Origin of the sequence: Paenibacillus sp. Root52 (assembly GCF_001426865.1) — a bacterium.
Classification (GTDB): domain Bacteria; phylum Bacillota; class Bacilli; order Paenibacillales; family Paenibacillaceae; genus Paenibacillus.
This window is the reverse complement of the sequence record NZ_LMFO01000023.1, coordinates 293,702-307,140: the sequence shown is the minus strand read 5'-3', so window position 1 is coordinate 307,140 and position 13,439 is coordinate 293,702. Positions and strand designations below refer to the sequence as shown.

Sequence of the window (13,439 nt, the reverse complement as noted above, 5' to 3'; positions counted from 1 at the left end):
AGGTGTGAATATACATAGAGAGAGTCAGGAAGGGGAGACTGTATTGTGGTGTGGATCTTTTACTTTGGAGCAGCTATATTCATTATCATAGGAGTTGCAGTAGGGCGTAAGCTGAAAGGAAATCGTTCCATAAGAGGCCGAAGAAGACGTCGGAAGAACATGTACAGAAGTACCAATTTACCTCAGAATCTTGGACTACGCAAAGAGATTGCATATAACCAGACCATTCAGAGACTGGAAGCTAGCTTCCAAACACATTTCTATACACATTCTGAAGATAAACTTGAATTACGGATGCAACAGGAGCATCCTTACATGAATAAGCTAGAGTATCAGTGGAAGCTGCTAGAGCTCAAGCGGTACTTCATTATGGCTTCGTTGCTGAAGCAGGTGCCTATGTTCAGTGAACAGGTGGATCAGTTGTGGCATGAAATGTTGATGTTTACAAGATCGTACGCCGATTTTTGTACAGAATTCATGGATGCCATGGTACATCATGAGCCAGCAGTTACTCGCAGTGATACGCCAGGTGCACGTGCTTGGTTTGACTGGGTGTATTGTCAGCTCTTTGAGTTCACTCCGTATAGTTCCGCGATCTGGGGTGATTTCTTCAGATATCCGTTATCTGGCGACATACAGAAGCTGATCGTACAGGGGCACCGTTCTGAACTGGTAAACCAGCTTTTCCATGCTAGGCGTACGCAGGAGGAACCTGAGACAGCGCAAGTGGTTACTTACCTAATCGAGCAGTTACAACGATCAGCCAACCTGAACGAGAAAGAGTTATCTCTTGAAAAGACAGGCTCAGGTACGAGCAATGTGGCTCTTCTCATGGCAAGTGCAATGGTATATTACTCCATACAAGATGAGTCAACGTATGAAATGCACATGGAGAGTCTGGAACAAGACATTTTCCCGAGGGAGAAGGCGGCTTCGTCAAGTAGCGGCTGTTCGAGTAGTTCCAGTTGTTATGCAGACCATTCCAGCGATCATCACAGTCATTCTTCTGGAGATTCTGATTCTTCTTCAGGCTCATCTTCTTCAGATTCTTCTTGTAGTTCATCCAGTTGCTCGTCTTGTGGCGGTGGTGGAGATTAAGATAGGGATTAAGAAGGAGAGTAGAGTATTCTGATCAGCATAAATCAACCTGAAAAAAGAAAGGGGCTTTCCCACTTGCGGGAATAGCCCTTCTTTGGAATGGACAACTAAAGTGTCCATTTTAATGATGATGATGCGCGTGCGCATCTGGTGCGTCGCCTTTGACGGTGCATAATACCGAACGATCATGCATGTGTTTCTCAGACTCCACCTGTAAAGTCACATGTTTAATTTCCTTATGCTCCAGCAGATGTTCAATCTTCTGAACCAACACTTCGGATGCATATACATCCATATTGCCATCCACGACAATATGAGCGGTGAGTGCATTCAGGTTGCTGGTAATTGACCATACATGCACATCATGGACACCTTGCACGCCGTCTACGTTTTGAATCGTTTGTACAAGATCATTCAGATCTACATTCTTAGGCGTACCTTCCATGAGGATATGTAAGGACGATTTGGTAACGAAGAAACCACTGCGTAACACTAGTACAGCGACAATGACACTTGCTAATGGATCTGCCCAGCCCCAGCCGAAGAACATCATGAGCAGAGCTGCAGCAATAGCCCCAACTGAGCCGAGCATATCACTGATGACATGTAAGTATGCGCCGCGCATATTCAGATTTTTTTCAGTGTCACTGCCACGCATCATAATCCAGGCAACCAGTATATTGATGAGCAATCCAATCGTACTGATGATCAGCATGCCTACGGTTGCTACTTCGGGTGGGTTAATGAAGCGACCAATGGCTTCGTAAAAGATATATAGGGAAATACCGATAAGGGTTATCCCATTCAGTGTAGCCGCTAGAATCTCAAAACGCCGATAACCGTAGGTTTTACCTGTGTTCACAGCTTTCTCACCAAATGTGAATGCTAACAAAGCAATTCCCAAGGCAATGGAGTCCGAGAGCATGTGACCTGCATCTGATATTAATGCCAGGCTGTTCGTTATAAACCCACCAACGGCTTCAACGAACATATACAGGGTAATGATGATAAAGGAAATGAGCAGTACTTTCTTGTTGTTGGTGTGTGCGTGATTATGACCATGGTCGTGATGATGTTCAGACATACGGAATTCTCTCCTTTTTGCAAAAAAAATGTCTCATTAAGAAGCAGTTGATGAAATTAAGAAGCTATATTAATGATTTAATTATGAACATATGAGCAATCACTCATATGTTTTATGTTTTTATTATAAAAGTACCTCAAACTAGTGTCAACCCGTTTCATCAGAATTATGAGTTATAAAATGGAAAGTTATTGAGTGAAGTTAGTAAAGCTTGTGGTATGATTGAATGAAGTATGAGGGAAAAACATGAAAAAATGGGTGTTTGTACATATAGAACGGGATTCTAATTCTTTAAAGGAAGAGATCAATTACGTGGAGGATATGTATGCAAGATCGGCGAAAGAAGATGTGGGTGTGGAGCAGTAGTGTAATATTATGTGCAGTAGCAGTTGGTATCATCATCTATGTTATGAACAGTGATGCCATGGAGCATAACGGGGGGAACTCAATCATAGCTGATACTACAGCTGTGAATCATACCCTGCCGACTGAAGATGAGGTTCCGTCAGAAGTGGAAGAAGAAGTAAATATGATTGGAATGATTGAAACTAAAGATAGCAAGAATTTGGACATTTACATGAGTGCTTCAAGAAGCAATAACTTTGGGCAACTTCCATTCAAGCAAGATGAATCATTCAAAATGGATGTAACGAGTGAAAAAGTAAACGAACTTGAAATTGGACTTATGTCGATGACTGATGAGCAAATCTATAGTGAAATTGTAGAATCCGGAACAGGAAGCGTAACGATCAAAGTACCTGAAAGTGGGATGTACCGAATATACGTGAATAATCTATCGCCTGAATCTGTACAATTTCAGTTGAAATTAGGGAAGGCAATCGATGGGCCGATAGATTAAGCGTTGGCTTTAAGACTCGGTATAGTCAGGGTGCTGTCTGTCTTTCTGTTAACGCCAACAATAGAGAGGTAGTTAACTCATGAATGAGATTCCATATAAGCTAAACTTTGAGAAATTGTGCAGTGAGCTGGAGCTTGGTGATCTAATAGGAACACCTACAGCCATCTCAGGAGGCTTGTTACATAGAACGTATGCCTTAGTAACTAGCCTAGATAAATATGCAGTGAAGGCACTAAATCCTCAAATTATGCTCAGACCTGAAGCGGTTACGAATTATAGACAGTCGGAGCGAATTGCGAATAAGCTAGCTGGCACTATTGCTGCACAACCTGCCATGATCTTCAATGGTAATGCTGTGCACCATATTGAGGATCAATACTATCTCGTATTTCAATGGATTGATGGACATAATTTTCAGTCTATGGATATTACTCCACTTCATTGCGAACAGATAGGTACGATCCTCGGACAGATTCATAGAACGGATTGTTCTTCGATTCTTGATACAAGTCTTCAGCCGGCCAAACAATTAGAGATCGACTGGAACGGTTATGTGAAACGAGGTCTACACGAAAATATAGAATGGGCTCCGCTATTGGAAAACCATGCGCACAAGCTCTATGAGTGGACGGCAAAGGCTAACACTGCTTCAACAATACTAAGCGTAGATCAGGTAATCAGTCACCGGGATCTAGAGCCCAAAAATGTCATGTGTCGTCATAATAAACCTATTATTATTGATTGGGAATCTGCGGGACGGATTAATCCGCTGCATGATCTCGTTGAAACTGCAATCTATTGGTCTGTGCTTGATACGGGCATTGTTAATCAAGTTAAATTCATGGCATTTGTCCGTGCATATCGGAAGCAAGCAGGTGAACCAAAGGTCGATTGGGGCATGGTGTTGAATCATGGTTATGAAGGCAAGTTAGCATGGCTGGAATATAGCCTGAAGCGATCCTTAAAGATTGAATGCACAGATCAAGCAGAACAACAGCTGGGAACATCTCAAGTCAGTGGAACTTTAGACAGTTTGCAAAGGTATGAAAATATGAGTGGTGAGATTGAAGGCTGGCTTAATGCTTGAACATGTCTGAAGAAGGGAGATGAATTCATGGTGAAACAGGGCTTTACACATTGTTTGCAGATGTTTCCGAGTGTGAATATGGCTGCTACAGCAGGGTTTTACGAACGTATCGGCTTCCGGGTTGTACGTTATCTAGATGCGAGTGAACCTCATGTGTGCCTATATATGGATCAGATTGAAATCGTATTAACTCAATCGAACCAAGAAGCGATTGTTCCTAATCGAGAAGTGCACGGTTATGGGTACGATGCGTATTTCATCACAGATGCCCAAGAGCAGATGGAGAACACGTTAAGAGAGTTAGGTGTGAATATTGTACGTCCGCTATCTACCACGGATTATAACAATAAGGAATTTGTGTTTGAGGATATTGATCGAAGATGGATTGCGGTAGGTAACAAGCAGTAAGAAGTAACTCTAAAATGATGATTTCTATTGCACATACGAGTTTACGAGTTTCTGAGAGAGGGATATTATCAATCAGGGCATATAAAAACCAGTTGATAGTTAGCAACTGGTTCTTCCTAAATTTATACGGAGTATTTCTTCAACCAATGCAAAGCTTGTTCTTGATCAGCAAAGAATTTAACGGATTCGGTTTGATTCGATTGTTCTAAATAGTTCATGATCTCGCCTTCTTCAAGAAGAAACGCTATAGCCTGAGTGTGCTGCAGAAGGTGTTTGTTGAAGAACTTATCTTTCCAAGCCTTTTGCACAGAAAAATGATCTGGAATGTACCCTTTTCGATCGACCAACAATTTAAATGTCCGGCCTTCGGAAATAAATTGTTGACAAGCTTGCTCAAAGCCTACAAACCATTCGTTAACATCATTTGTTGTAATCTTACCAGTTAGGTGGGTAACGATTAAATCTCCTGAAATGGTTGTGCTGATATTTTGCTTGCTAATTTGGAATCATCTCCCTTAGATATCATTATACGAATAAGGAGACTGGAATCAATCCGAATGAGAGCTAAATGTATGATTTTTATGGATGAGCTTGATATGGAGGGAATTTAACATGATAACGAAGAAGAAGCTAGGTCAAGAAATTCAAAATGATCATTTTCCTAATCATATTGCGATCATGATGGATGGCAATGGTCGATGGGCTAAACAGCGTGGATTACCACGAACAGCCGGGCATTACGCTGGTATGAAAACGATGCGGAAGATTATTCGGATCTGTTGCAAGATGAATTTGAAATATCTCACGTTGTATGCATTCTCCTCTGAGAACTGGAAGCGCCCCAAGGATGAAGTGGATTATATTCTGAGTTTACCAGAGCAATTTTTTGATGAAGCAACGTTGCAGGAATTTGACGAAAATAACATCCGAGTCCAATTTTTGGGGGACATTCGTAAATTCTCGACGGGGTTAACGGATATGATGCAATCAACTGTGGAACGAACCAAGAACAATGATGGAATGATTCTGAATTTTGCGATGAATTATGGAGGTAGGGCTGATATTATGCATGCCATGGAACAAATTGTGGCATCCGGCATTCATCCTGATGAGATAACGGAAGAGTTGTTCGAATCGTATTTGTATACCGAAGGTCAACCTTCACCTGAACTCATTATTCGTACGAGTGGGGAGATCCGTCTAAGTAACTTTCTACTATGGCAGTCAGCCACTTCGGAGCTATGGTTTACGCCAACCTATTGGCCCGATTTTAATCAAAAGTTATTGAACAGTGCGATTCAGGAGTACATCGAACGAAAAACAAGAGAATGATATACAGCGAATGACGGGCTGCACATCAATTCGTTTAGCTTCGTAATTTATAAAGTCCAATGAAAGGGTGAGTCATGATGGCAGAAACCAATAAAACATTACGAACGTGTGAACAAGGTCACCAATATTATAAAAGCAGCGACTGTCCTACATGTCCAGTATGCGAGAAGAAACGCAAACCCCTAACTGGATTTTTAAGTCTTCTTAGTGCACCGGCCCGACGGGCATTGGAGCATGAAGGGATAACGACAGTACAGGAGCTTGCAAACCATCGTGAGAAGGATATCTTGAAGCTGCATGGTATCGGCCCTTCCTCAATGCCGAGTCTTCGCAAGTCCTTGGAGGAAGAGAGGCTGCGTTTCAAGGATTAATCTCAACATCAATCTAATTAATAAGGGGCGATATCCATGAAAACGATTGCGAGTTACTTTGATCCATTTCCTATCCTAGAAACGGAACGCACACGTTTACGACCCATTACGTATTCAGATCTGCATGATATGTACGGCTACTGTTCGCATCCGGATGTCTCGCGCTATACCACTTGGGATAAGCATGAGAGCAAGGAGGATACAAAGGCCTTTATTGATTTTGTCTTAAGTCGGTATGAGGCTGATCAGTTGGGACCTTGGGGAATCGAGTATAAGCCAACTGGAAAGCTGATTGGTAGCTGTAATTATCTGAATTGTGATAGCCATACGATGAAGGCTGAAATTGGGTATGTTCTCTCACATGAATACTGGAATAAAGGTATTATGACCGAGGTTGTGAACCGAATCATTGAATTTGGCTTCACAGAAGTTGGACTTGTTCGAATTCAGGCAATGTGTATGATCAACAATACAGGTTCCGCGAAGGTTATGGAGAAAACGGGTATGAAATTCGAAGGAGTTCTGCGTAATTATGCCAAGTTGAAGCAAGAGCTCCACGACTTGAACATGTACGCTATTACCATTGAAGATTACAGATCGCTGAGGGGTGATTAACTTGAGTCGTAGAACAACAGGAACTTTATTATTATTGATAGCGGCATTTTTATATGGTATCCGATATTTGAGTGCTGCTATTTTTGCATCCAATGTTTCATCGTGGGACTCCGATCTGTTTCATTCTATGTTGGATTATGTTGGGACAGCTCCTCGGAATTTAAGCATTATAGCATTAGTAGGGGGGATATTTTATTTATTATGGGCAGAGTATGAGAGCCGTGATGTTAAAACAAAGGAAGCTATAAAGCAATTTATGATTGGTGGCACCTCAGATGATTAAAGGTAATGATTACAATTACCCTGAGTATAACTTTTAAGTAAAGTACACCAGTATTAGAATAATTGAAGAGCAGAAAGAGTGCTCATAGAAAATAACTACATAGAATAGGAAGTGTTAGTGTAATGCAACCACAGATAGAAGAGCAAAAAGTAGATTATCGCCCGCTAGGTATATCTGGGCTTGGTGGGTGGCTAGTTCTTGTACAGATTGGACTTTATCTTACAATGATTATGGTTCTGGTCCAATTATTTCAGTACTCCTTAACAGCTTTGAATCCAGGGACATGGGGGATCTTAACGTCAGATCAATCAAGCTTTTACCACCCTTGGTGGGGGGCAATCATTATTTTTGAAGTGACCTATAATGTGCTGTTCTTCATATTTAGCATAGTTACGCTTGTAATGTTTTATCGAAAGAAATCTGTATTTCCTCGTCTGATGATCATATTTTATAGTATTAGTTTAGCTGTGAGCATCATTGATTATCTGTTGTTGCTTCAGATACCTATTGCGAGAGAGCTTGAAGATGGAAGTGGTTTAACCGGAATTGTGAGGTTGGTTATCACCTGCGCAATATGGATTCCTTATTTTATTAAGTCAGAACGAGTTCGTAACACGTTTATCCGGTAAGTGGGAGATATAATAATTGGGGCAAGCCAGGAGAAAGTGACACATCAGGAGCGAATGGGCTGTGGATGATGCCCTAAGTGAGCGTTGGATTTGAAGTCACGCCTTTGATCGTGCACGATCTCTAACGAATTCAGTCAACCTTATTGGCGGAAAAATTGCATTCAGAAAAGGCAAACGAATCGTTGACACGTTAATACGCCTTATGGACGCGAAAATTAGATCCATTCCGGGGTATCCGTCATATAACGTTTCTCAGATTCGTTACCATTTCCATTCGTCGTGATACGATCTAATAAGGCCTCTCCGAGTCGTTAACAGATTTCCAGCGAAGCGGAATATAGTGTATGGAGACACCCAATTTCATCGGATGGATCAATACAAATCATAGAACGTACATAATGTCATATCGAACATCTCCTGTAATCCTTTATAATCTCCAAGTTGTAAAACATGGACTAACGCAATCAGGAGGTACACCGAATTGGCAGCTAAAAATAGGTATAAATCACTCGAACTTGAAACGCCCGGCGTATATGAGCTAGAAGGATTGGAAGTAGGTGTGACATCCAACTGTAATTACAAATGTGACTATTGCTGTGCGTATAATCGAGATGATGGAGAATGTATTAGTGCTCAGGAGGTTATCCGGATTATCAGTGAACTTCCACGGCTCAAACGAGTGCGTTTGTCTGGGGGAGAGGTGACCCTGAAATATCAGGACTGTCTGGATATTGTGACGTACTGTGCAGCCCATGGCATTGACACACAGTTGAATACAAATGCAACCCTGCTGACAGGAGAACGAATACATGCTTTGCGTGATGCAGGATTATCCAATATTCATATTTCGTTTAACTACACGGAACCAGACGCGTATGCTGCTTATTACCGAGTACATCCACGCATGTATGGACGTCTGGAGCAGAACATCCGTCTGTGTACCGAAGCAGGATTAGAGACAGTGCTGGAGACCCTGCTATTTGAAGGCACTCAAGCGAATATGCGAGCCATTAGTGAGAAGGTCTACGACATGGGGGTTCGCATTCACGAGATTCAGAACAGCATTGTGATGCCACATAGCAATTGGAGTCAGATTACACCGAAGGAATCCCTTGTTCGCTCGGTTACGGAACTGATTACACATAAGAAGCCCGATACGACGCTGTATTTCACGTGCATGGATCGCTTCGCCGATCAATTAGGTTTCCGTGAGGAACCGGGCGTCTATTTCTCGAATTGTGTGGACGGAACCAAACAGCTGCATTTACATGGCAACGGGGATATCCTCATCTGTGAATTATGCCATCCGGTGGTTATCGGTAATATTTATCAAGGTACATCCTTGAAAGATATCTATGCGAACCAACCCCGTGCGTTATCGGATTTTCTAGAAAAGTTGCCTTGTCCGGCATACGATGCGCTTTTTCCCAATGAACAAAACGCATAATTGAAGCTAACGCAAGTAGTATGTTGCTTATTGCTTATCACTTATCACTTATCGCTCATCACTGACGTGCTATAAATTATAAAATGCATTCGTCATCATACAAGTAGAAGATTGTCTGGACTCCTAAACTGGGGAAAAGATGATCTTCTTTTTTTGCACAATTATATTCAGATTCATTTAAGCTACTCAGCCTATGATGGCTGTAAGAACTTAGATGAAGAGGTGAGCTTCCATGTTGAAGATCTATGAGAAACCAACTAAGCAGGATTCATATAGAAGAGAAAATGACCCAACAAATTCGAACGAACACAATCCCCCGAACCGACTGCGTAAATGGCTAATCCTTACGCTGGTCATTAGCATAACGATTGGTTCCATACTCTATAGTTTAGCTGACCGTTATCTAATCAGGCACGTGGAAGTGGTCGTTGCTGACGATACAACAAGCACTACGTCTTCCACATCAAGTCAGACCACACAGACCGCACAGAAAAGCAGTGATGTGAATGCAACATCAGATGATTGGAATTACTCCAGTGACGATATGCAGATTAACATTGAGAAGGTTCAGACCGGGACAGGTTCGGATCAGATTACTTATTATGTAGCGGATGTGACGGTAGCTGACGCAAGCAGTCTGCGCACGGCACTGGCGGATAACAGCTTTGGCACGAATATTATTGAGAACACATCGGATATTGCTGCTGCGAACAACGCGATCTTTGCCATCAATGGTGATTATTACGGCTTCCGAGATGATGGCGTTATTATCCGTAACGGTACAGTATACCGGGATAGTCCAACGCGGGATGCGCTCGCATTGTTCAATGACGGTACGATCAAGACATATAACGAGACCGAAGTTTCTTCCTCAGAGCTACTAGCTGAAGGAGTGACCAATACGTTATCTTTTGGACCTATTCTAATTCAGAATGGTGAGATTGTGAGTGATTTTAGTAGTGTGAAAATCGATACTAACTTCGGTAACCGCTCTATACAGGATGCGAATCCTCGTACAGCTATTGGAATGATTGCTCCGAATCACTATGTGTTCGTCGTGGTGGATGGACGCCAGGATGAGAGTCGCGGCATGACGCTGGCTGAACTTGCTGCTGTTATGAAAGACTTAGGAGCAACGGAAGCGTACAATTTGGATGGTGGCGGCTCGTCGACAATGTATTTTATGGGGCGAGTGGTCAATAATCCGCTGGGGAGAGATCAGGAACGCGGCGTCAGTGACATCCTGTATCTTAAGGAGGGTGAAGCGTCATGACCGTATTAATTCCTGCATATGAACCGGATGTTCGTTTACTGAATCTCATTTTGCAATTACAGACATTTGGTCTTGGCTCCATTGTGATCGTGGATGATGGTAGCGGGCCAGCGTACCGAGGAATATTTGAAACGGCCGAAGCGTATGGATGTACCGTGCTCACACATATCGTTAATTTGGGGAAAGGGCAGGCACTCAAGTCGGGATTCCAACACATTCAGGAGAGCAATACGACAGGTTATGTCGTCTGTGCCGATAGTGATGGACAGCATCTCCCGCATGATATTAAACGTGTATTCGATGTTTTGCAGGAGCAACGGACACCGGGCATCGTACTTGGCAGCCGTCAGTTCAGTGGAAGAATTCCGTTGCGCAGTCGATTTGGGAATACAGTCACCCGAAGTGTTTTTGCTCTTACGACAGGAACCAAAGTATATGATACTCAGACAGGTCTACGTGGATTCCCTTATTCCATGCTGGGCTGGTTACTCCAGATTCCTGGGGAACGATTCGAATATGAGATGAACATGCTGCTGGCTGCGCACCAAGAAGGATATGTGATCACGGAGGAGTATATTGATACGGTGTACCTGGATCATAATCGTTCGTCTCATTTCCGTCCATTGGTGGATTCTTTGCGAATCTATCTACCGATCCTAAAGTTCAGCACATCTTCGGTGGTATCCGCGCTCATCGATTTTGCCCTATTATTTATTATTCAATATTTCACACATCATCTATTTCTGGCCGTGGTTACCGCGAGATTATGCAGTTCAGTCTTCAACTATACAGTCAACCGGAAGTATGTGTTCACAGGTGGGCAAACGTCCAAGGTTCGCCAATCGTTCCCCAAATATTTTGCACTTGTCGTTCTCGTACTACTATTAAATTATGGTCTGCTGTACTTCTATAACGAAACGTTAATCCTTCCGCTCATTGCGGCAAAATTGTTGACTGAGGCGTCAATCTTCCTATTCAGTTATTGGGCGCAGCGTCGATTTGTTTATTCCTAAGCACATCATCAATCACATCAGGTTAACCAGTACGTACTGGTTAGCCTTTTTTTGTTTTTTTTGGTCAAAAGCATTTCTTATCGACTGCAATATAGGTTACGATGTAATAAGCCAGAAGTAAACCTCTTATAAAGGAGCTTATCTATGTATTTAAAAAGTGTAGAGTTGTTGCACGATCAAGTTAGCCAAAGGAACCAGCATCCGTTTGATATTCCAACTGTCGCTTCTTTGGAACGGCTTGAGTTCAAGCGCAATATTACTTTTTTCGTAGGTGAAAATGGCTCTGGTAAGTCTACGCTCCTTGAAGGCATCGCTTATCAATGCGGGTTCAATACGGCTGGAGGCGGGCGCAACAATTATTATGATACGCATGCATCCGAATCTTCATTAGGACATTACTTGCGTCTGGCGTGGTTGCCCAAAATATCCAATGGTTTCTTCATGCGCTCCGAATCCTTCTATCAATTTGCTTCACATGTCGAGGAGGTTGGTTCTCTTAAACACTATGGAGGTCAATCCTTACATAAACAATCGCACGGCGAGTCCTTTTTAAGCTTGTTCATGAACCGGTTCAACTCCAAAGGAATCTATTTGTTAGATGAGCCAGAGGCAGCATTATCCCCGGCGAGACAGCTGTCATTACTGCGTATTCTGCATGACCTTTCGGACACCTCTCAGTTCATTATTGCAACGCATTCTCCGATTATTCTGGGTTACCCTGGAGCAAGCATACTGAGCTTTGATCATGGTTCCATTCAGGAAGTGGAGTACGAGGATACCGAGCATGTTCAGATTACCCGCAGTTTCTTGGAGAACCGAGACCGGATGCTGAAGGAGTTACTTAGAGATTAGTGATTAGTACATATGGACGTTAAGGAGGAAGCTTTAGTGAAAATAGGTTTGTTGATTGTCGATATGCAAGAGCATATTGTACGGAATCAGGTGGAAAAATCAAAGATAGATCACGCATGTGAATACATCAATCATGTTGCTGATGCACTTCGTTCACAGAATCATGTGGTGATTCAGATTCAGGATGTAGAAGGTATGGATGAGGCTAAACCAGAGGAATACCGCTGTATTCCTGAGATCGATGTGAAGCATGGCGACCTAACCCTCACTAAACTAAATTCGAATGCGTTCTGGCAGACGGAACTGGAGCAAGTGCTCAGCAGTCAGAATGTAGAGCTTGTCATTATCTCTGGATTTGCGGCAGAAGAATGCGTGACATTTACGTATCATGGAGCAGGGGAACGGGGCTATACTCCGGTTCTATTACAGAATGGAATTCTAAGTTCACATCCAGATGCGATAACTTCAGCGCTTCGGGATCGGAATGTGGTGTCCTATCCTGTGATCGATTATTTGGTGAAATAAGTGTAGACTTGATAGGAATCGACCTTGGTCGGTTCCTTTTTTTGTAGCAACAAGGGTACGTGCTATGCAATAAAACAGGGGCATTTTATATTAGAGTAGCCAAGGAGGAGCGTCATGTTTATTATTGTGGCGAGTAAGGGCATGCGAAGCTGGATCTCGGGTATATTTGATAATGAGACCACAGCAGAACAGTATATAGATACAATTCCAGATGAATTAAAAGAGTTCCAGCAACGGATCGTCATAAATAATCTCAACTATCCGTTTTATATTGTAGAACGAGATGGATTTCAATTTCTAACCGAAGATGAAGTTATTGCGGTATTGGAGCAGACGGAAGTTACAGAGGATGAAGATGAAGTTCATTTTAACCTTTATACCATTGAATCAGATTATCAGCCTAGAATGCCGGGCACCGACTATATGGGCATCTTAAGGCATGAACATGTGACCAATGAATTTGTTCAGTGGTATAAGTCGCAGGGGATCGATTTCTTACATCAAAGAGGTATCCTATGTTCGAAATAATAAGTATGCGTAAATTTGATAGATAAGGGGTCTGA

16 protein-coding genes and 1 pseudogene are annotated in these 13,439 nt (G+C 42.5%); 15 read left to right on the top strand and 2 right to left on the bottom strand.

The features are described 5' to 3' along the window. Window positions 1–315: 315 nt before the first annotated feature. Window positions 316–1,098, top strand: coding sequence for a hypothetical protein (locus ASD24_RS19070; RefSeq protein WP_162248959.1), 783 nt, complete (start codon window positions 316–318; stop codon window positions 1,096–1,098). Window positions 1,099–1,219: 121 nt separating this feature from the next. On the opposite strand, the gene ASD24_RS19065 is transcribed toward ASD24_RS19070, so the two are convergent. After that, on the bottom strand, window positions 1,220–2,182 hold the full coding sequence (locus ASD24_RS19065) for a cation diffusion facilitator family transporter (protein ID WP_056698988.1): 963 nt from the start codon (window positions 2,180–2,182) through the stop codon (window positions 1,220–1,222). Window positions 2,183–2,507: 325 nt separating this feature from the next. On the opposite strand from ASD24_RS19065, the gene ASD24_RS19060 reads away from it, so the two are divergent. From ASD24_RS19060 to ASD24_RS19050, 3 genes are all read left to right on the top strand, one after another. Then, complete coding sequence (locus ASD24_RS19060) at window positions 2,508–3,041, top strand: hypothetical protein (protein WP_056698986.1); 534 nt, start codon at window positions 2,508–2,510, stop codon at window positions 3,039–3,041. A gap of 79 nt (window positions 3,042–3,120) precedes the next feature. After that, entirely contained in the window at window positions 3,121–4,128 is a 1,008-nt protein-coding gene (locus tag ASD24_RS19055; protein ID WP_056698983.1) for a phosphotransferase family protein, read from the top strand. Between the two features lie 30 nt (window positions 4,129–4,158). Continuing rightward, complete coding sequence (locus tag ASD24_RS19050) at window positions 4,159–4,536, top strand: VOC family protein (RefSeq protein ID WP_200956173.1); 378 nt, start codon at window positions 4,159–4,161, stop codon at window positions 4,534–4,536. A gap of 122 nt (window positions 4,537–4,658) precedes the next feature. Here the strand turns inward: ASD24_RS19050 and ASD24_RS19045 are convergent. Then, window positions 4,659–5,062 (bottom strand): annotated as a pseudogene (locus tag ASD24_RS19045) (STAS/SEC14 domain-containing protein). 86 nt (window positions 5,063–5,148) lie between these two features. On the opposite strand from ASD24_RS19045, the gene ASD24_RS19040 reads away from it, so the two are divergent. From ASD24_RS19040 to ASD24_RS18990, 11 genes are all read left to right on the top strand, one after another. Next, a complete protein-coding gene (locus tag ASD24_RS19040; RefSeq protein WP_056698976.1) occupies window positions 5,149–5,868 on the top strand; it encodes an isoprenyl transferase in 720 nt (239 codons plus the stop codon). A 77-nt stretch (window positions 5,869–5,945) separates the two neighbouring features. Then, on the top strand, window positions 5,946–6,239 hold the full coding sequence (locus tag ASD24_RS19035; protein WP_442952597.1) for an RNA polymerase alpha subunit C-terminal domain-containing protein: 294 nt from the start codon (window positions 5,946–5,948) through the stop codon (window positions 6,237–6,239). Between the two features lie 36 nt (window positions 6,240–6,275). Continuing rightward, window positions 6,276–6,854, top strand: a complete 579-nt coding sequence (locus ASD24_RS19030; protein ID WP_056698970.1) for a GNAT family N-acetyltransferase — start codon at window positions 6,276–6,278, stop codon at window positions 6,852–6,854. A 1-nt stretch (window position 6,855) separates the two neighbouring features. Then, window positions 6,856–7,137, top strand: coding sequence for a hypothetical protein (locus tag ASD24_RS19025; RefSeq protein ID WP_186323496.1), 282 nt, complete (start codon window positions 6,856–6,858; stop codon window positions 7,135–7,137). A gap of 122 nt (window positions 7,138–7,259) precedes the next feature. Further along, window positions 7,260–7,766: a DUF2569 domain-containing protein gene (locus ASD24_RS19020; protein ID WP_056698967.1), complete on the top strand. Its 507-nt coding sequence runs from the start codon at window positions 7,260–7,262 to the stop codon at window positions 7,764–7,766. A 481-nt stretch (window positions 7,767–8,247) separates the two neighbouring features. Then, window positions 8,248–9,213 (top strand): radical SAM protein, encoded by a 966-nt coding sequence (locus ASD24_RS19015; RefSeq protein WP_056698965.1) that lies wholly within the window; start codon window positions 8,248–8,250, stop codon window positions 9,211–9,213. 232 nt (window positions 9,214–9,445) lie between these two features. Further along, window positions 9,446–10,486, top strand: coding sequence for a phosphodiester glycosidase family protein (locus tag ASD24_RS19010; RefSeq protein ID WP_082560463.1), 1,041 nt, complete (start codon window positions 9,446–9,448; stop codon window positions 10,484–10,486). After that, entirely contained in the window at window positions 10,483–11,499 is a 1,017-nt protein-coding gene (locus ASD24_RS19005) for a bifunctional glycosyltransferase family 2/GtrA family protein (RefSeq protein ID WP_056698964.1), read from the top strand. The genes ASD24_RS19010 and ASD24_RS19005 overlap by 4 nt, the downstream gene beginning before the upstream one ends. A 144-nt stretch (window positions 11,500–11,643) precedes the next feature. Continuing rightward, window positions 11,644–12,351, top strand: a complete 708-nt coding sequence (locus ASD24_RS19000) for an AAA family ATPase (protein WP_056698961.1) — start codon at window positions 11,644–11,646, stop codon at window positions 12,349–12,351. A gap of 36 nt (window positions 12,352–12,387) precedes the next feature. After that, entirely contained in the window at window positions 12,388–12,876 is a 489-nt protein-coding gene (locus ASD24_RS18995; RefSeq protein ID WP_056698958.1) for a cysteine hydrolase family protein, read from the top strand. Between the two features lie 114 nt (window positions 12,877–12,990). Further along, window positions 12,991–13,404 carry a hypothetical protein gene (locus ASD24_RS18990; RefSeq protein ID WP_056698956.1) on the top strand — a complete coding sequence of 138 codons (414 nt, stop codon included), beginning with the start codon at window positions 12,991–12,993 and terminating at the stop codon, window positions 13,402–13,404. The last annotated feature ends 35 nt before the right edge of the window (window positions 13,405–13,439 follow it).